This window comes from Pseudomonas sp. Leaf127 (genome assembly GCF_001423155.1).
Lineage (GTDB): Bacteria > Pseudomonadota > Gammaproteobacteria > Pseudomonadales > Pseudomonadaceae > Aquipseudomonas > Aquipseudomonas ovata.
Window position 1 is genome coordinate 297,163 of record NZ_LMOA01000012.1, and the last position, 19,219, is coordinate 316,381.

The 19,219-nt window shown below is 63.0% G+C and carries 16 protein-coding genes; 9 read left to right on the forward strand and 7 right to left on the reverse strand.

What is annotated here, in order from left to right; genetic code table 11:
• The first annotated feature begins 51 nt into the window (after window positions 1-51).
• Window positions 52-669, forward strand: a complete 618-nt coding sequence (gene thrH / locus ASF84_RS09080; RefSeq protein WP_056837396.1) for a bifunctional phosphoserine phosphatase/homoserine phosphotransferase ThrH — start codon at window positions 52-54, stop codon at window positions 667-669.
• A gap of 94 nt (window positions 670-763) precedes the next feature.
• On the opposite strand, the gene pabB is transcribed toward thrH, so the two are convergent.
• The 5 genes from pabB to rloA all read right to left on the reverse strand — a co-directional run bounded on the left by pabB (window position 764) and on the right by rloA (window position 6,076).
• On the reverse strand, window positions 764-2,107 hold the full coding sequence (pabB, locus tag ASF84_RS09085) for an aminodeoxychorismate synthase component I (RefSeq protein WP_056837398.1): 1,344 nt from the start codon (window positions 2,105-2,107) through the stop codon (window positions 764-766).
• 165 nt (window positions 2,108-2,272) lie between these two features.
• Window positions 2,273-2,818, reverse strand: coding sequence for a hypothetical protein (locus ASF84_RS09090; RefSeq protein ID WP_056837402.1), 546 nt, complete (start codon window positions 2,816-2,818; stop codon window positions 2,273-2,275).
• Window positions 2,819-3,028: 210 nt separating this feature from the next.
• A complete protein-coding gene (locus tag ASF84_RS09095; protein WP_161959208.1) occupies window positions 3,029-4,006 on the reverse strand; it encodes an alpha-L-glutamate ligase-like protein in 978 nt (325 codons plus the stop codon).
• Window positions 4,006-5,541, reverse strand: coding sequence for an osmotic stress tolerance membrane protein RloB (rloB, locus tag ASF84_RS09100; protein ID WP_056837406.1), 1,536 nt, complete (start codon window positions 5,539-5,541; stop codon window positions 4,006-4,008). The genes ASF84_RS09095 and rloB overlap by 1 nt, the downstream gene beginning before the upstream one ends.
• Before the next feature lie 4 nt (window positions 5,542-5,545).
• A complete protein-coding gene (rloA, locus tag ASF84_RS09105) occupies window positions 5,546-6,076 on the reverse strand; it encodes a retropepsin-like aspartic peptidase RloA (RefSeq protein ID WP_056837408.1) in 531 nt (176 codons plus the stop codon).
• A 281-nt stretch (window positions 6,077-6,357) separates the two neighbouring features.
• Here rloA and ASF84_RS09110 point away from each other — a divergent pair, with 281 nt between their 5' ends.
• The 8 genes from ASF84_RS09110 to ASF84_RS09145 all read left to right on the forward strand — a co-directional run bounded on the left by ASF84_RS09110 (window position 6,358) and on the right by ASF84_RS09145 (window position 17,456).
• Entirely contained in the window at window positions 6,358-7,065 is a 708-nt protein-coding gene (locus ASF84_RS09110; RefSeq protein WP_056837410.1) for a GntR family transcriptional regulator, read from the forward strand.
• The gene (prpB, locus tag ASF84_RS09115; protein WP_056837411.1) at window positions 7,062-7,955 is read left to right on the forward strand and encodes a methylisocitrate lyase; all 894 of its coding nucleotides are present in this window, start codon (window positions 7,062-7,064) and stop codon (window positions 7,953-7,955) included. The genes ASF84_RS09110 and prpB overlap by 4 nt, the downstream gene beginning before the upstream one ends.
• A 56-nt stretch (window positions 7,956-8,011) precedes the next feature.
• Window positions 8,012-9,139, forward strand: coding sequence for a bifunctional 2-methylcitrate synthase/citrate synthase (gene prpC / locus ASF84_RS09120; protein WP_056837414.1), 1,128 nt, complete (start codon window positions 8,012-8,014; stop codon window positions 9,137-9,139).
• Between the two features lie 97 nt (window positions 9,140-9,236).
• Window positions 9,237-11,822 carry a Fe/S-dependent 2-methylisocitrate dehydratase AcnD gene (gene acnD / locus ASF84_RS09125; protein WP_056837416.1) on the forward strand — a complete coding sequence of 862 codons (2,586 nt, stop codon included), beginning with the start codon at window positions 9,237-9,239 and terminating at the stop codon, window positions 11,820-11,822.
• A 30-nt stretch (window positions 11,823-11,852) separates the two neighbouring features.
• Complete coding sequence (prpF, locus tag ASF84_RS09130; protein ID WP_056837418.1) at window positions 11,853-13,034, forward strand: 2-methylaconitate cis-trans isomerase PrpF; 1,182 nt, start codon at window positions 11,853-11,855, stop codon at window positions 13,032-13,034.
• A 161-nt stretch (window positions 13,035-13,195) separates the two neighbouring features.
• Entirely contained in the window at window positions 13,196-15,583 is a 2,388-nt protein-coding gene (locus ASF84_RS09135) for a hypothetical protein (RefSeq protein ID WP_056837420.1), read from the forward strand.
• Window positions 15,574-16,791 carry a hypothetical protein gene (locus ASF84_RS09140; RefSeq protein ID WP_056837422.1) on the forward strand — a complete coding sequence of 406 codons (1,218 nt, stop codon included), beginning with the start codon at window positions 15,574-15,576 and terminating at the stop codon, window positions 16,789-16,791. Before ASF84_RS09135 ends, ASF84_RS09140 begins: the two co-directional genes overlap by 10 nt.
• A complete protein-coding gene (locus tag ASF84_RS09145) occupies window positions 16,788-17,456 on the forward strand; it encodes a DUF1266 domain-containing protein (RefSeq protein ID WP_122702783.1) in 669 nt (222 codons plus the stop codon). Before ASF84_RS09140 ends, ASF84_RS09145 begins: the two co-directional genes overlap by 4 nt.
• Before the next feature lie 18 nt (window positions 17,457-17,474).
• Here ASF84_RS09145 and yfcF read toward each other — a convergent pair whose 3' ends face one another.
• Both yfcF and ppsR read right to left on the reverse strand, forming a co-directional pair.
• Complete coding sequence (gene yfcF, locus ASF84_RS09150) at window positions 17,475-18,110, reverse strand: glutathione transferase (RefSeq protein WP_056837424.1); 636 nt, start codon at window positions 18,108-18,110, stop codon at window positions 17,475-17,477.
• A 133-nt stretch (window positions 18,111-18,243) separates the two neighbouring features.
• Entirely contained in the window at window positions 18,244-19,062 is an 819-nt protein-coding gene (gene ppsR, locus ASF84_RS09155; protein ID WP_056837425.1) for a posphoenolpyruvate synthetase regulatory kinase/phosphorylase PpsR, read from the reverse strand.
• Between the last annotated feature and the right edge of the window lie 157 nt (window positions 19,063-19,219).

Here is a 19,219-nt window from a genome sequence, read left to right on the forward strand (position 1 = left end):
GGCCACAGCCCCTACAGTGCCGCTTCTTTTCGCCTGTTCAAGGAGTGTGCTGTGGAAATTGCCTGTCTCGACCTGGAAGGTGTACTGGTTCCGGAAATCTGGATTGCCTTTGCCGAAAAAACCGGCATCGAGTCTCTGCGTGCCACCACCCGGGATATTCCCGACTACGACGTGCTGATGAAGCAGCGCCTGCGCATTCTTGACGAGCACGGCCTGAAGCTGGGCGACATCCAGGAAGTGATCGGCACCCTCACGCCACTGGACGGCGCCATCGAGTTCGTCGACTGGCTGCGCGAGCGTTTCCAGGTGGTGATCCTGTCCGACACCTTCTATGAGTTCTCCCAGCCGTTGATGCGTCAACTGGGCTTTCCGACCCTGCTGTGCCACCGCCTGATCACTGACGAAACCGATCGGGTCATCAGCTATCAACTGCGCCAGAAGGACCCCAAGCGCCAATCGGTACTGGCCTTCAAGAGCCTGTACTACCGGGTGATCGCCGCTGGCGACTCGTACAACGACACCACCATGCTGGGTGAAGCCGACGCCGGCATTCTGTTTCATGCCCCCGAGAACGTGATTCGCGAATTCCCGCAGTTTCCGGCGGTGCACACCTTCGAAGCGCTGAAAAAGCAATTCATCAAGGCTTCGAATCGCACGCTGAGCCTGTAACAGCGCTGCAGCCGGCCTGGCCCTGCGCACGACATAACGCCTGTAGCGACCAGCGGTCGCGAATGTGCTCAGAGCAAGGCTGGCAAAGGCCGGGTCAAAGTGTTTCCAGCGTTTTCAGCAGCACGCCCACCTTGGTAAAGCACTCCTGGTACTCGGCTGCGCAGTCGGAGTCGGCGACAATGCCGCCTCCGGCCCAGCACGACACGGTTCCATCCTTGACCAGCAGGCTGCGGATGGCGATGGAGCTGTCCATCTCGCCGCGCACGTCGATGTACAGCAGCGAGCCGCAATAGATCGAGCGCCGGTACGGTTCCAGTTCGTCAATGATCTGCATGGCGCGGATCTTCGGCGCGCCGGTGATCGAGCCGCCGGGGAAGCTGCCGCCGATCAGGTCCAGCACATCGCGCCCCGGTGCCAGTTCGCCGGTGATGCTGCTGACCAGGTGGTGCACGTTAGGGTAGCTTTCCAGGGCGAACAGTTCGGGCACCTTGACCGAACCGATGCGGCAATTGCGGCCCATGTCGTTGCGCAGCAGGTCGACGATCATCAGGTTTTCGGCACGGTCCTTGGGGCTGTCGAGCAGTTCCCGAGCCAGATGGGTATCTTCAGCAGCATCCTGGCCGCGCGGCCGTGTGCCCTTGATCGGGCGGGTCTCGACCTGCCGGTCGCTGACCCTGACAAAGCGTTCCGGCGACAGGCTTACAATCGCCTCATCATTGCCCAGTGCCAGATAACCGGCAAAGGGCGTGGGGCATGCGCCCCGCAAGGCCGTGTAGGCCGTCCACGGGTCGCCGCTGCAAGGTGCCTGGAAACGCTGGGTCAGGTTGACCTGATAGCAGTCGCCGGCCTGGATATAAGCTTGCACACGGTCAAAAGCGTTGTGGTACTGCCCTGCATCGATGCTGGCGCCAAAGGCTGCCTGAAGCCTGAAGGGGCCTGCATCAGGGTGCCAGTCTGCTTCGAACAGGTGCTGCAAGCGCAGGCGCTCGAGGTCGGGCAGCGACGGATGAAACACCAGTTGGCTGGTGCGTTCCTGATGGTCGCTGACCAGTGCCCAGGCATACAGGCCCAGCTGCGCCTCGGGCAATGACAGGTCATCGCGTGCCAGTGCCGGCAATGGCTCCAGGCGCCGGCCAAAATCATAACTCAGGTAGCCGATCAGGCCGCCGGCAAAGGGCAGGGCTACGCCCTCGGGCAACCGGGCCTCGCCTAGCAAGCCCAGGCTGTCGCGCAAGCGTTGCAGGAACTGGTTGCCACTTTCATGTCTGTGAGCAGACAACTGTGCCACCGGCCAGGCGCTGAGCAGGTCATAGCGCCCGCGCTCGGCGGCTGGCCGCCCGCTGTCGAGCAGCACCGCGCCGGGTGCCTGGGCAATGCGCCCGAAATACGGGGCGGGGTCAGGTAAGTACGGCAAGGCATGCAGCGTGCAGGTTGGCATCGTTGACTACAGTGGCTACGAAATGATCGCCGATTGTAGTCAGCAATGCCCGTGCAGGACAGCCCTGCTCACGGGTCTGCTGCCATGACGAAACGGCAACAGACCTCAAGACCGCCCCTGAGGCCTGGTGAAACTCGCGACTGCCTGGGCTTGGCAACCTCAAGATTATTCGGGAATTGGAGACAGCTCCATCCTTACGCAGCTCAGTTTGCCTTCTACTTGTTCATCGCCGTGTTTGCTGAACAGCCTTACTCCGCCTGGATCCAGAATTGTACCCACTTCCTGTCCGTGTGCCGTTTTAAGGCTGTAGGGATGCTGCATGGTCGTAGGATTCCTGATGGTTTTTACATTGAAATCAAAGTTTCCTTCGTCCACATCGCAGTCTGGGTCGTCAAAGAATGATACGTGCGACGCCGAAGGTACATTTTCCAGTTTGAAAAAATAGGCCTCGTCATTTGTACAACCGTGGTCATCATCTTGAAAGTCGACTCTTTCGGTTTGGAAGTTAAACCTGCAGTTTTCCTTGAAGTCGCCATTGTCTTGTTGTTTGTCATAAATGATCACTTGCCCAACGGCTGTCTCACGGGATACAGGGCGGGTTGCTTCACCCGATTCTGCGCCGTAAACCGGCGATTTACAGCCGCCGAGCACCAGGCTCGCCACAATTGCCGCGAGCGCTGTCTTGTACAGGCGTGCGCTGAGTTTCATCATGATTCCTCCTTGAATCGCGGGCTCGCCGACTCTTTCGTCAAGCGGGTTTACTGTATTGCCAGCAGGGCTGTCTTCAGCGTGTGTTTGACCATTTTCCGGTCTGTGCGCTTTCAGGCAACTAGCGATATTGCCAGTAGCAAGATCGCTACGCCTGCTTGAAGATCAGCAGATTTGGGCGGGGAGCCAGGTCGCACCGGGCCTGGCAGGGGGTCATGCGGTATGGGGGTGGCCAAACAACTGCTGAACGAAGCGCACACGCTCGGCAGACGTTTGCTGATGGCCGTCGCGTGCCAGCGTTTCCAGGTGCGCCTCCACCGCCTGGGTGCGCAACGTCAGGCCGCAGTCGTTGGCGATCTGGATATTCAGGCCGGGGCGTGCGTTGAGTTCCAGGATCAGCGGGCCCTTTTCCTGGTCCAGCACCATGTCCACGCCGATGTAGCCCAGGCCGCACAGCTCGTAGCACTCGGCGGCCAGCTTCATGAATCCGTCCCAGTAGGGCAGTTGCACGCCGTCCACTGCGTTGGCGGTGTCGGGGTGCTTGCTGATGATGCGGTTCAGCCAGGTGCCCTTGAGGGTGATGCCGGTGGCCAGGTCGACGCCCACGCCGATGGCGCCCTGGTGCAGGTTGGCCTTGCCGCCGGACTGGCGGGTTGGCAGGCGCAGCATGGCCATCACCGGGTAGCCCATCAGCACGATGATGCGGATATCCGGTACACCCTCGTAGCTGATGCTCTTGAAGATGGTGTCGGGAATCACCCGGTATTCGATCAGCGCCCGGTCGCGGTGGCCGCCCAGCGAATACAGGCCGGTGAGGATGCTGGAAATCTGGTGCTCGATCTCCGAGCGGCTGACCAGCCGCCCGGAAATGCTGCGAAAGTTGTCCTCGAAGCGGTCGGCGATGACCATGATGCCGTCGCCGCCTGCGCCCTGGGCCGGCTTGATGACGAAGTCGTCACGGTCGCCGATGATCGCGTCGAGCTTGTCGATCTCCTTTTCCGTGGAAATCACCCCGTACATCTGCGGCACATGGATGCCGGCAGCAATGGCGCGCTCCTTGGTGATGATCTTGTCATCGACGATCGGGTACAGGCTGCGCTTGTTGTACTTGAGCACGTAATCGGCGTTGCGCCGGTTGATGCCCATGATGCCCTTGGCTTCCAGCGCCTTCCAGGTCTTCCACCAGCCGATCATTGGGCGTCTTCCTTGAGGAAGGCGCGAAAGCGCACCAGCTCGGTCAGGCGGTAGCCGCGGTAGCGACCCATGGCCAGCATGAAGCCGACCAGCACCAGCAACACGGCCGGGAAGGTGAAGACGAAATAGGTCAGTTGCGGCACGGTCATGATCAGGTAGGCCAGCGAGGCCGCGAACAACGTGCCGATGGCGACTTTCATGGCGTGGCTGGCGCCGCGCTCTTCCCAGGTGATCGACAGGCGCTCGATGGTCATGGTCAGGATCACCATCGGGAACAGCGACACCGACAGCCCGCGTTCCAGCCCCAGTTTATGGCTGAACAGGCTGATGGCGGCGATCAACACCACGACAAAGGTCAGCACCACCGACAGGCGCGGCAGCATCTGCAGCTTGAGGTGCTCCAGGTAGGAGCGCAGCGACAACCCCAGCGCGGTGATCACGGTAAACAGCAGGATGCCGAAGTCCAGCTGCGTCTCGCGAAAGGCCAGGGCGATCAGCACCGGGGTGAAGGTGCCCAAGGTCTGCAGGCCGATCAGGTTGCGCAGCACCAGGATGACCAGCACGCCGATCGGAATCATGACCATGATCATGAAGCTTTGCTGGGTCTGCAGCGGCAGGCCGTACAGCGAGTAGGACAAAAAGTCGGCGTCGGTGTTTTCGTCGGTCAGCTGCGCCAGGCGGATGGCGTTCATCTCGCTGTTGTTCAGGGTGAAGTTGACCGTGGCCTTGCGCCCGCCCTCGACGGTGATCAGCGGTTCGTCGCCGATCCACCACAGCATGCGGTCCTCAGGCAGCCCGGACTCACCGGTTTCAGGGTTGAAATACAGCCATTCCTTGCCATTGAAGCTGCGCACCCACAGCTCCGGCACCTGTGGTTGGCCGGCTTCCAGGCGAATGGTGTGGACCTTTTCCATCGGCACATGGGCAATCGACAGCAGCAGGTCGGTGACCTGGGCCTTGCGCGCCGCCGAGCTGTCGCCGCCCAGCAGCAGGCGGGCGTTGTCGTCACTGGGGTTGTTGACGCGTTTGATGGCTTCGCTGATGAAGGTCTCGACGTCGGCCGAGTGCTGGCGAATCGGCGCCAGCAAGGCATCGGCGGCGACCTTTTCGGCGCCTTCGACCGGCAGGCTGTCACGGAAGATCGGGCCCTTGGGCTTGGGCTTGTCAGCGCTGTAGCGCTTGGTCAGCACCAGGCGGTAATAGAGGGTCTGGTTGCCATTGGCGCGGCGGGCCGACCAGGTGACCTTGCGGTTGCCGTCGACGCGATTGACGCTGACACCGTAATTGTTGGAGATAAAGCTTTCATTGAGGCTGATGTAGTCCTGCGCCAGGGGCGGCACGAACATCTGCACCTTGACCGAATCCTTGGGGCTGGCGACGAATTCCACCTTGGCGTCGATGTTCCACAGGTCATCGGTCTCGTCTTCGGTCATCGGCATGCCGAGTACCAGTACCTGCCAGAGCGTGATTGCCAGGCCCAGGGTCACCAGGATGGCGATCAGTACTTTCAGATGGAGGGTAAGCGCGCGCATGGGATTACTCTGCGTTTTGAGCGATGTTGTCGGAGCAGGCGGGCTTGCCGGCGGCATATTTCAGACTGGGGTCGACCAGCGCGTTGAAGCGCTTGAGCGCGTCGGCGCCAATCAAAAGCGGGTATTGGAAAGCGCTTCGGTCGGTCAAGTTCACTTCCAGGCTGTGTAAATCTTTGCCCAGGCAGACATCCAGACGGATGACCGGGCGGGCGCTGTATTGCTGTTCGGGCGTGGCGCCCACGTCATCGGCGCGGCGCTTGATCTTGCCGACCCGCACCAGCGGCCGTTCGATGGGGTGCGCATGCGCCTGGTCGATGGCCAGGTAAAAACGCACCCATTGCTCGTCGCCACGCTGGAAATAGTCGATGTCGCGGGCGCTCAGCGAAGCGGTGCGGGCGCCGGTGTCGAGCTTGGCGGGCAGTTCCAGATCGATCTCGGGCAGGCGGGCGTATTCGTTCAGGCCGTAGACGGATTTCTCGATGGCAAGGCAGGGCAGGGAGAACAGCAGCAGGCACAGCAGGGTAAAACGTTTCATTGAGTTCTGGCGCGATGAGGGCGAATCAGAGGTGCCGCCAACCCTGGGGCTGGCGGGACGGTTCGCAAGTCAGGAAATGAATCGAGAGGGTGAAATAGGTCGGCATTCTAACATGCTGCCCTGACGAGACCAGCCATGAGGCGGGTGATCGACTGGCTGGTAAGCAATGATGTTAAAGACAAGCCGTATTAGACGATTGTCGACAATAAGGCTTTTTGCTTTGACGGATCTGGCGTGAATGACTAGATTATCGGGTATTCGCTGATCAAGGTGTCGACACTATGCTGGATGCGCTTGAACCTGCCTTGCCTGTCGGGCAAGAAACCGAAACACTTTCCGAGCACGTGTTCCGGCGTATCCAGGCGGCCATCGTCAAGGGCGAGATCGCACCGGGCAGCAAGATTTCCGAGCCGGAACTGGCGCGCACCTACGGCATCAGCCGCGGTCCGCTGCGCGAAGCCATTCACCGCCTGGAAGGCCAGCGGCTGGTGGTGCGCGTTCCGCATGTCGGTGCGCGGGTGGTGTCGATGACTCACCAGCAGATGATCGAGCTGTACCAGATCCGCGAATCGCTTGAAGGACTGGCCTGCCGCCTGGCGGCCGAACGCATGACCGCCGAACAGATCGACGAGCTGCGCCGGGTGCTCGACACCCATGAGCGCGACGCGGCGTTCCAGGCCGGCATCGGTTATTACCAGCAGGAGGGCGATTTCGACTTTCATTACCAGATCATCCAGGGCAGCGGTAACCAGACCCTGAGCCAGATGCTCTGCGGCGAGCTGTATCAACTGGTGCGCATGTATCGCATCCAGTTTTCTTCCACGCCCAATCGCCCGCGCCAGGCCTTTGCCGAGCACCACCGTATTCTGGACGCCATCGCCGAGCGCGATGGCGAACTGGCCGAACTCCTGATGCGCCGCCATATCGGCGCTTCCCGACGCAACATCGAGCGCCATTACCAGGCGACTTCCGACCGAGGTGAAGCATGAGTCATCCCCACACAACCCCCGGCCAGCGCCTGCGCGAGGCCGTTGCCAGCGAGCACCCCTTGCAGGTGGTCGGCACCATCAACGCCAACCACGCACTGCTGGCCCAGCGCGCCGGCTTCAAGGCCATCTACCTGTCGGGCGGCGGTGTGGCCGCCGGCTCCCTGGGGCTGCCGGACCTGGGCATTTCCGGGCTGGAGGACGTGCTGGTCGATGTGCGACGCATCACCGATGTCTGCGAACTTCCGCTGCTGGTGGATGCCGACACCGGCTTTGGTGCCTCGGCCTTCAACGTGGCGCGCACGGTGCGCTCGATGATCAAGGCCGGCGCGGCGGGGATTCATATCGAGGACCAGGTGGGCGCCAAGCGTTGCGGCCACCGGCCCAACAAGGAGATTGTCTCGCAGCAGGAAATGGTCGACCGCATCAAGGCGGCGGTGGATGCGCGCACCGATTCCAGCTTCGTGATCATGGCGCGCACCGACGCGCTGGCGGTCGAAGGCCTGGACGCTGCGCTGGAGCGCGCCGCCGCCTGCATCGAGGCCGGGGCCGACATGGTCTTCCCCGAAGCCATTACCGAGCTGGCCATGTACAAACAGTTCGCCCGCCGGGTCGGCGTGCCGATCCTGGCCAATATCACCGAATTCGGCGCCACGCCGCTGTTCACCGTCGAGCAACTGCGCGAGGCGGATGTGTCGTTGGTGCTGTACCCGCTGTCGGCGTTCCGGGCCATGAACAAGGCCGCCGAAAACGTCTTCACGGCCATTCGCCGCGACGGCACGCAACAGCATGTGATCGATACCATGCAGACGCGCATGGAACTGTACGACGCCATCGATTACCACCGTTTCGAGCAGAGCCTGGATGCGTTGTTTACCCAGAAAAAGGGTTGAGCGCCGTCCGATAACAATTGCCCATCCTCAGACAAAACAGAAAACCGGAGAATGCAATGGCTGAAGCAAAAGTACTGAGTGGCGCCGGCCTGCGTGGCCAGGTGGCCGGCCAGACAGCCCTGTCGACCGTCGGCCAGGCCGGCGCCGGGCTGACCTACCGGGGTTACGACGTGCGTGAACTGGCCGCCGGCGCCAGTTTCGAGGAAGTCGCCTACCTGTTGCTCGATGGCGAACTGCCAAACCAGGCGCAGTTGAGCGATTACCAGCAGCGCCTCAAGGGCCTGCGCGACCTGCCGGCTGCGCTCAAGGAAGTGCTTGAGCGCATCCCGGCCAGCACGCATCCGATGGATGTGATGCGCACCGGGGCGTCAATGCTCGGCACGCTGGAGCCCGAAGCCTCGTTCGTGCAGCAGCGCGACGCCACCGACCGCCTGCTGGCGGCCTTTCCGGCGATCATGTGCTACTGGTACCGGTTCAGCCATGACGGCGTGCGCATCGAGTGCATGACTGACGAGGCCGACATCGCCGGGCATTTCCTGCACCTGTTGCTGGATAAAAGCCCCAGCGAGTTGCACCGCAAGGTCATGAATGTTTCGCTGATTTTGTACGCCGAGCACGAATTCAACGCCTCGACCTTCACCGCACGGGTCTGCGCCTCGACGCTGTCGGACCTGTATTCGTGCATCACCGCCGCGATCGGCACCCTGCGCGGGCCGTTGCACGGCGGTGCCAACGAGGCGGCCATGGAGATGATCCAGCGCTTTGCCTCGGCCGAAGACGCGACCAAGGGCACCCTCGACATGCTGGCGCGCAAGGACAAGATCATGGGCTTTGGCCATGCGATCTACCGCGATTCGGACCCGCGCAACGAGGTGATCAAGGACTGGTCGCGGCAACTGGCCAGCGAAGCCGGCGACACCGTGTTGTTCCCGGTGTCCGAGGCCATCGACAAGGTCATGTGGGAGCAGAAGAAGCTGTTCCCCAATGCCGATTTCTACCATGCCTCGGCGTATCACTTCATGGGTATCCCGACCCAGCTGTTTACGCCCATTTTTGTCTGTTCGCGGCTGACCGGCTGGGCCGCACATGTGTTCGAGCAGCGTGCCAACAACCGCATCATCCGCCCGAGCGCCGAGTACACCGGTGTCGAGCAGCGCCCGTTCGTTGCCATCGAGCAGCGCTGAACGGCGCGCCCGAACGGGGTGCCCGAACGGGGCAGGGAGGCCAGCCACGAGCCTCTCGCCCTCCCTTGTTGTCTACCGTGAACCGAGTCTGCGAACCATGAATGTCGACTACCGCAAGAACCTGCCCGGCACTGCGCTGGATTATTTCGATGCCCGCGAGGCGGTCGAAGCCCTGGCGCCCGGTGCCTGGGCGCGGCTGCCTTACACCTCCCGGGTGCTGGCCGAAAACCTGGTCCGTCGCTGCGCACCGGGCACGCTGAACGCATCGCTCGGCCAGTTGATCGAGCGCCGCCGCGACCTGGACTTTCCGTGGTTTCCGGCGCGGGTGGTGTGCCACGACATTCTGGGCCAGACCGCACTGGTCGACCTGGCCGGGCTGCGCGATGCGATTGCCGAGCAGGGCGGGGACCCGGCGCAGGTCAATCCGGTGGTGCCGGTGCAGTTGATCGTCGACCATTCGCTGGCGGTGGAATGCGGCGGCTATGACCCGCAAGCGTTCGAAAAGAACCGCGCCATCGAAGACCGGCGCAACGAAGACCGCTTCCACTTCATCGACTGGACCAAGAAGGCCTTCAGGAATGTCGAGGTGATCCCGCCGGGCAACGGCATCATGCACCAGATCAACCTGGAGAAAATGTCGCCGGTGATCCAGGTGCTTGATGGCGTGGCCTTTCCCGACACCCTGGTTGGCACCGACAGCCACACCCCGCACGTCGATGCGCTGGGCGTGATTGCCATCGGCGTGGGCGGCCTGGAAGCCGAAAACGTGATGCTCGGTCGTGCCTCGTGGATGCGCCTGCCGGACATCATCGGCGTCGAGCTGACCGGCAGCCGCCAGCCCGGCATCACCGCCACCGACGTGGTGCTGGCGCTGACCGAGTTCCTGCGCAGGCAGAAGGTGGTCGGTGCGTGGCTGGAGTTCTTTGGTGCCGGCGCCACCAGCCTGACCCTGGGTGATCGGGCGACCATCTCCAACATGGCGCCGGAATACGGTGCCACGGCAGCGATGTTCTCCATCGACGACCAGACCCTGGAATATTTGCGACTGACCGGTCGTGAAGAGTCCCAGGTGCAACTGGTGGAACACTATGCGAAAACCCTGGGGTTGTGGTCCGACGACCTGGCCGAGGTCCGGTACGAGCGGGTCCTGAGCTTCGATCTGTCCAGTGTGGTGCGCAACATGGCCGGGCCTTCCAACCCGCACGCCCGGGTGGCCACCCGCGACCTGGCGGCCCGGGGCATTGCCGGGCCGTGGCAGGACGTGCCTGGCCAGTTGCCCGATGGCGCGGTGATCATCGCGGCCATCACCAGTTGCACCAACACCAGCAACCCGCGCAACGTCATCGCCGCCGGCCTGCTGGCACGCAATGCCAATCGCCTGGGGCTGACCCGCAAGCCGTGGGTCAAGTCGTCGCTGGCGCCTGGCTCGAAAACCGTCGCGCTTTATCTGGATGAAGCCGGCCTGACGCCTGAGCTCGAAGCGCTGGGCTTTGGCGTGGTGGCCTTTGCCTGCACCACCTGCAATGGCATGTCTGGCGCGCTGGACCCGGTGATCCAGCAGGAAATCATCGACCGTGACCTGTACGCCACCGCCGTGCTGTCGGGCAACCGCAACTTCGACGGGCGCATTCACCCCTATGCCAGGCAGGCTTTTCTGGCCTCGCCGCCGCTGGTGGTGGCCTATGCCATTGCCGGCACTATCCGCTTCGATATCGAGCAGGACGTGCTGGGCGTGGTGGATGGCCGGGAAATCCGGCTCAAGGACCTGTGGCCGTCCGACGAGGAAATCGACGCGGTGGTGCGTGCCTCGGTCAAGCCTGAGCAGTTCCGCCAGGTGTATATCCCGATGTTCGCCATTGAGGCCAATGAAGAACAGGTCGAGCCGCTGTATGCGTGGCGGCCGTCCAGTACCTATATTCGCCGCCCGCCTTACTGGGAAGGCGCGCTGGCCGGCGAGCGCACGCTCAGCGGCATGCGCCCGCTGGCGGTGCTGCCGGACAACATCACCACCGATCACTTGTCACCGTCCAATGCCATCCAGGCCAGCAGCGCCGCCGGTGAGTACCTGGCGAAAATGGGCCTGCCCGAAGAAGACTTCAACTCCTATGCCACGCACCGGGGCGATCACCTGACCGCGCAACGGGCCACCTTTGCCAACCCGCAACTGGTCAATGAAATGGCGGTGGTCGACGGCCAGGTCAAGAAGGGCTCGCTGACCCGCCTGGAGCCTGAGGGCCAGGTCACGCGCATGTGGGAAGCCATCGAAACCTATATGCAGCGCAAGCAGCCGCTGATCATCGTCGCCGGTGCCGATTACGGCCAGGGCTCATCCCGCGACTGGGCCGCCAAGGGCGTGCGCCTGGCCGGGGTCGAGGCCATTGTCGCCGAAGGTTTCGAGCGTATTCACCGCACCAACCTGGTGGGCATGGGCGTCTTGCCGCTGGAGTTCAAGCCGGGCACCACGCGCCTGACGCTGGGCATCGACGGCACCGAAGTGTTTGATGTAACCGGTGAGCGCACCCCCGGCGCGACCCTGAACCTGGTGATCCACCGCCGTAATGGCGAGCGTCTCGACGTGCCGGTGACCTGCCGCCTGGACACCGGTGAAGAAATCTCGATCTATGAGGCCGGTGGCGTGTTGCAGCGTTTCGCCCAGGATTTCCTGGCGGGCGCTGTGGTTTGACGGCCGATCCCATTTGCAAGGAACCGATCCATGACCTATCCAGCGCAACTCAGAATTCCCGCCACCTACATGCGCGGTGGCACCAGCAAAGGGGTGTTTTTCAATCGTGCTGACCTGCCTGAAGCCGCCCAGGTGCCGGGACCGGCCCGCGATGCTTTATTGCTGCGGATCATTGGCAGCCCCGACCCTTATGAAAAGCAGATCGACGGCATGGGCGGGGCGACGTCCAGCACCAGCAAGACGGTGATTCTGTCGCGCAGCGCGCGTGAGGGCTTCGATGTCGATTACCTGTTCGGCCAGGTGGCCATCGACAAGCCCTTTGTCGACTGGAGCGGCAATTGCGGCAACCTGTCGGCTGCGGTCGGCGCCTTTGCCATTGCCAGTGGCCTGGTGGCGGCCGAGCGTATTCCCCAGGAAGGCGTGGCGGTGGTGCGTATCTGGCAGGCCAATATCGGCAAGGCGATCATCGCCCATGTGCCGATCACGGCCGGGCAGGTGCAGGAAACCGGCGATTTCGAGCTGGATGGCGTGACCTTTCCGGCCGCCGAAGTGCGCCTGGAGTTTCTTGAGCCTGCGGCCGACGAGGACGGTGCAGGCAGCTCGATGTTCCCCACCGGTCACCTGGTCGATGAACTGCAGGTGCCAGGCCTGGGCGCGCTCAAGGCCACGCTGATCAATGCCGGCATTCCCACGGTGTTTATCGAGGCCGCAGACCTGGGCTACAGCGGTCGCGAATTGCAGGGCGACATCAATGGCGACCCCAAGGCCCTGGCGCTGCTGGAGCGTATCCGCGCCGAAGGGGCGCTGCGCATGGGGCTGATCAAGACCCTGGATGAAGCCGCCCTGCGCCAGCACACGCCCAAGGTCGCCTTCGTGGCGGCACCTGCCGATTATGTAGCGTCCAGTGGCAAGCCGGTGCAGGCCGGTGATATCGACCTGCTGGTGCGGGCGGTGTCCATGGGCAAGCTGCACCACGCCATGATGGGCACCGCCGCCGTGGCCATTGGCACTGCCGCCGCGATTCCCGGCACCCTGGTCAACCAGGCGGCCGGTGGTGGCACGCGCAGCAGCGTGCGTTTCGGGCACCCGTCCGGCACCTTGCGCGTCGGCGCCGAAGCGCAGCAGGTGGACGGCCAGTGGCAGGTCACCAAGGCCATCATGAGTCGCAGTGCCCGGGTGCTGATGGAGGGCTGGGTGCGGGTTCCGCAATGAAGGGGGCGGGGCTGCCGAAAGCTTCTTTCCGGTAGCCGGTGGCCATCGCCCGCCTTGGCACGCTGAATCGGTTGGGTTACCTTGCTGCCCTTTGAGCGGCGCCTGTCAAGCCGGCCCTGTGCTTGAGCGTTCGCCATAGCGCCTTAAACAAGGAAGACTTCATGGACGAACCGACGCGCCTGCATCCGGCTGGCCCTGTGCTTACCGGTATTGAACTGGAGCAACTGCTCGACCGGCTGGTTGAAGGGCTGCAGGCTGACGATGCCGACCCTGATGCGGTGCGGGCGGTGTTGCGCGAGCAACCCATGCGGGCCGACTCGCTGAACGCCATCGGGCGTTTGCATTCGCTCTGGATGAGGGTGGGCGATCCCCCTGCGGCCAGGGCCGTGCTCAAGCATGACGGTGCCACGCTGCTGGCTGCCTTGCCTGAGCGCCGGCGTCCGGAGGTGCACCTCAATCTGCTGCTCATGCGCGTGCGCGTGGCCTGGTTCCTCAATGAGGTGCCGGCCATGCTTGAGGCGCTGGAGGCGCTGCGGGCCCTGGTCCATGAGCCGGTCGAATATGACCTGGAACGCTACCGGGACGAGCGTACGCTCGCCGACCTGGAGAATGGCTGCCTTGAAGTGGCGCTCAAGTCGATTGAAGTGCGTCACGCCATGGCCTGTGCCAACCCTGAACGCTCGGCGCTGCGGGCCCGTGACGAGGCTGAGCGCTACAAGCGCGAGGCCGGCATTTTCGAGCGCCACGGTCATCCTCAGCAGGCGTGTGAGGCCGCCCTGCACGCGGTGGCGGCCCTGGCCAAGGCCGGTGACGATCAGCGCGTCGAGCTTGATGACTGGTACTGGCTGGGCCATGCGCTGATCGAAATCATGCCGGCGCACGTGGCGCAGTTCGAGCCGCCTATCATCCGGCTGACCGAGGGGTTGTCCTTGCCCCTGCGCCGCGAAGCGCAGGTGCGTATCGCTCGCCTGGCGGCGCGGGCCCTGTATGCCCAGGGCAATCTTGCCCAGGCGCTGGAGACCTGCAAGAAGGCGGCCTTCAGCCTGGATGCCGTGGGCGGCGACAGCTTTCTGGGCTGGCACCTGCCCTGGCTGATCGAGGCCGGACAGCTGGAGGCCGCCGGGCGAAGGGCCTTGCGGCAAGTCTATGAACTGGAACACCAGCTGTGGCCGGGTGTGCCGGGTATTATCGCGCAGCGTTTGCAGGACCCTGACGATCAGCAGGTCTGGTGGCCGCTGTGTGTGCTGCTGGCCAGTTCCAGTGCGCCGGTGCTGGACGCTTTTGTGGTCGCGCTGCCGGCGCGTGCTTCGTTTGTCGCGCCCCTGCACCCTTTGCTTGAGGCCCTGTATCAATATGCTGACGACCGCGCAGCACCCGGGCTGGTCTTTGCCCGGGCCCGGGCCTGGGTGCAGCAGCTGGCGCCTGGGCATCCCTGGCTCATTCGCCTGACGGCAGTGCATGACGCGGCGGCGGGGCTGATCGACCCTGCCATCGAGGTGGCCCTGCTGGAGCAGGCCATCGCCCAGGGCGCGCTGGATGACGCCCGCAGTGCCGTGAGTCTGTTCGAGGCGCGGGTCAAGGCCCAGGGGCTGATCGAAGCCCTGCAGTATCCGCTGGCGCCGCTGGCCAGCGGCATGGACGGTTATAACTATGCGGCGTCGATCAATCCCTTGGTAGAGGCGCAGGCCGAGGCCTTGAGCACTGAGGATCACGACTTGGCCTATCGCCTGCTGCGTGATGTGCAACGAACAGCATTCGAGCAAGGCCGCAAGGCCATGGAGCATTACTTTGCGACCGGGACCGGGCACGCCTTCGATGCCTGTGCGCACCTGTACTCGATGCTGTGCAATAACCTGGCGATCAATTATTGCCACTACAACGAGCAGGGCCGCTATCAGGAAGCGATCGAGCTGCACCACCTGGGCCTCGCCGCCAGCGTCCTTGCCGAGCATTACCATGGCCTGCTGACCAACCAGATCAGGCTGGCGCATGAGCCGGAACTCGTCGAGGCTGCCGAACAGCTCTGGTACTACGCCGAGCGTCATGGCTACAGCCGTCACTATCCTGATCGGTACATCATCGATGTGGCATTTGCCCTCAAGTCGCTCGGGCGCAGCAATGAAATCCTGATCTGGCTTGAACGCCTGTTCGCCTGGCAGCAGGAACAGGGCATCACTGACCAGGAACTGGATAATAAATCCTTGTATGCGCGCCTTGAAGTCGCCCGTTGCCTGTCCGATACCCACCCGGACAATGCCCTGGCCCTGTGGTCGCGTTATGCGCCACTGGTGCATGCCTCGGGCAGGGGCAACCTGCATTACAGTGCGGCCGGGATGTTCGGCGGGCTGGATCGCATTGACGACGCCATTGACTATTACCAGCGTGCCATCGCTTTGTTCAATCCCGAAGGTGAGCACTATGAACGGGACGTCGCACGGGTCCAGGCCCGGATAGCCGGGCTCACGGCGGTCGATGAAGATGAAGATGAAGATGAACCGGAGCCGGAGCCGGAGCCGGCCGTGAAAAAATGGTGGCAGGTATGGAAGTAGACACGCCGGCGCGCCGGCCGGTGTATGCCGCGCGCAATGCCCTCAATGCCGGCCAGCTCAAGGACGGTATCGTTCGGCGCAGCCTGGCGCGGGGTGATGATGAGCCGGTGCGTGACTGGCTGTGCAATCATTTCTACCGCCATCTGGTGGGCAACTTCGAGCCTGTCAGGCAGCTGCTGACCCTGGACGATGCCCGCACGGTGCTGGGCGCCGAGCCGTTGCCAGCCTGGTTGCTGCAGCGCTTTGACGAGACCGGTCAAGGCGATGACCAAGGCGCTGCGCCGCTGGTCTGGATCGACCCCGGACAGCCCCGTGTATTGGCGCTCGAGGCCCGGTTGGTGGAGTTTCTATCCTCACGCCAGGGCACCGCATTGCAAGGCAAGCTCGAACGCATCAACTGCCCGCAAGCCTTGCAGCTGTGGGAGCAGGAACACGCCAGAATACAACTTCGCCTTGGCCAGGGCTGGCGCCAGAGCCAGCCTGCGGCGCTGCGCCCGGCTGTGTCCTGTGCCAGCCACACCCTGTTCGAATTGCGCCCGGACAGTGCCCTGTTGCGGGCCGAAATGGCCTTTGAAAGCTATGTGATGCGCCACTGCCTGGGGCAGTTTGCCAATCACCAGCGCCTGTCGGGCGGCTACGGCCAGCATTATGCCGAAGGGGTCGAGCACGGCCGGTTGCGGGTGTTCAGCCTGCGTGACGCCCAGGGCCAGCCGCACATCACCATCAGCCTGATCGTGCGCAAGGACGGCGCCCTGACGGTCGACCAGGTCAAGGGCAAGCAGAACCGCCCGCCGGTTGCACGCTATTACCAGGACCTGTTGCAGTGCCTCGACGCTCTGGGCACTGACGATCATTCGCCTGACGATTGCATCGCCATCGGTATCGTGCGCACGCCGTCGGGCTGGCGCCTGCTTGAAGCCGTCAGTGATGCGGCCGACCAGACCCGTCTGGTGGCGCGTTACCCGCAACTGTTCAGGCGCCTGCAGGCGCCCAAGCCCATGGTGCAGTGGCTGGTGGCGGCCAGGCAGCCGGAGCTGGTCGCTCAGGGGCAGGGGCAGGGGCAGGTCGGTGCGGTCAGCTACGCCACACGTCATCTGTCGGCCCAGGGTGCGATCGATGGCCACTACAGCACCGAGGGCATTGCCTGGGTCGGGATGAGTCATGAGCTGGCGGCGCAGATCAAGGCCGGGCAGGGGCGTGATTCATGAACATCCTGCTGATCTGCATCGTGGTTGCCGTGTGCGGGTACTGCCTGCGGCGCAAGCGCCCGATACCGTTGCCAGGCCCGATTCTGTTCAGCCCGCGTCGCCATCGGGCCTTGAAACTGGCTGAGCCCATACTGGTCGCGACCTCGATCAGCGGTTTCTTTGAGGCCGATGTCGGCGCTCTGACCGATGAAGGCCGGGCTTATCTCAGGGCACCCCTGTTGCACCAGATCGGTTTGCGCAACGATGCCAGTGATGAGCAGGCCCTTGAGCATTTTGAAACGATGCTTGAAAGGCAGTGGTATCGCCTGGATCTGGACAAGCTCAACGCCACCGATGACCCGCGTGCCGCGATGGGGTTTGCCTGTGTGCGCGTCGCTTTCCTGGTGCGTTGTGCCTTGTTACAGGGCTGGGTCGAGCGCGATCCGGCCTGGCGGGTGCTGTTGCTCAATGCCCAGCGCGCCCAGGAGTGCTTCGACAGTTGGGAGGATTTTGGCCAGGCCTATCTGGCCGGGCGCCAGCAATGGGTGGCTGCTTTCAGGGCTGACGGCCTGGGTGGCCGCTTCGATCAGGCCGACCTGGACGGCTTGCTCAAACCGCCATCGGGCGGCTGGGCCGAGCTGCCATGGAACGCGCTGCCGGCGCTCGATCCGGTTGCCCAGCCATAGCAGGCCTGTACACGACGATCAGAGCGCTGGACGTTGCAACGCGCACCACGCTTGCACCGAGAGGCGTTGCCACTGGCGCGTGGCGTAGTCGACCAGACCCTGCGGCACCGGGTCGCCATTGAGGATCAGGCGGTTGAGCATCACCGCCAGGTCGACATCGGCAATCGACCACTGCCCGCACACATGTTCGCGACCGTCCTGCAGCAGGTGTTGTGCGGCGGCGATCAGCGTGTCGGCGGCCAGTTGACCATCGACCGACAAGGGCGCCTCGACTTTCTGGCCATAGAACACCACCAGCGTTGAGCGTTCGGCGCGGATCGCCAGCAGGTCGCTGCGTAGCCAGGCCTGTACCTGGCGGGCGCGGGCGCGTTGTTTCGGGTCTTGCGGGTACACCCGAACGTCGGGAAAAGCCTCGTCCAGGTACTCGGTAATGGCCGAGGATTCCGACAGCGCAAAGTCCTCATGGACCAGGGTCGGCACGCGGCGGGTCAATGACAGGGCTGCATAGTCTTCATGACGGTGCTCGGCCTGCTGCAGGTTGACCGGGAGCAGATCGAAGTCGAGGCCTTTTTCGCGCAGCACCACGAACGCCGACAGGGCATAGGGGCTGGTAAAACGGTCATCGACATACAGGCGCAGTGGGGCGTTGCTCATGGGTGATCTCCTTATGCTGGAGTCATCAACCTACGTGACCCACGTCATGAAATAAAATTCTGCCTGCGCATGGGCCCATTCCCTGCAGGAATACAAACGACCCGCCTACCACCCTGGCGCTTGCCGCTTGCAGTCACTTGAACCGCCGCTCGACCCCTTTCTCGACCAGCACCTTGGCCGAGATTTCCTCGACCGAGAAGTGCGTGGAGTTCAGGTGCGCGATGTTCTCGCGGCGAAACAGGCTTTCCACTTCACGCACTTCGAATTCGCACTGGGCATAGCTGGCGTAGCGGCTGTTGGGCTTGCGCTCATGGCGAATGGCGGTCAATCGGTCGGGGTCGATGGTCAGGCCGAACAGTTTGCTGCGGTGGTTCTTCAAGGCCGTGGGCAACTGCAGGCGTTCCATGTCGTCTTCGGTCAACGGGTAGTTGGCGGCGCGGATGCCGAACTGCATGGCCATGTACAGACACGTCGGCGTCTTGCCACAACGCGACACGCCGACCAGGATGATGTCGGCCTTGTCGTAATAATGAGTGCGGGCGCCATCATCGTTGTCCAGGGCAAAGTTCACCGCTTCGATGCGCTCCATATAGTTGGAGTTGTGACCAATGGAGTGGGATTTGCCCACCGAATAAGAGGAGTGTGAACTAAGCTCTTGCTCGAGTGGCGCCAGAAAGGTGGAGAAAATATCGATCATGAAGCCGTTGGAGGTGGCCAGGATCTCGCGTATTTCCTGATTGACGATGGTGTCGAAGATGATCGGTCGCACATCGTCGCGTTCGGCGGCTTGATTGATTTGTTGTACCATCGCCCGGGCTTTCTCGACGCTGTCGATGTAGGGCCGGGTAAATTTGCTGAACGCGATGTTTTCAAATTGCGCCAGCAGGCTTTGTCCGAGTGTCTCGGCGGTGATACCGGTACCATCGGAAATGAAGAACGCGGATCGTTTCATTGGCGGCCCTGGCTTTAAGCAGATGACGATTCTTGGATATGATAGGCGCGCTTGCCGGCCTCATGGCCCGCATTCTCGCTTTTTCCAGGCCCGGGCCACAAGCGCCCGGGTACCACAGGGTACTTCTGGAAACGCAGGCAAGGCAGTCAGCGATGAC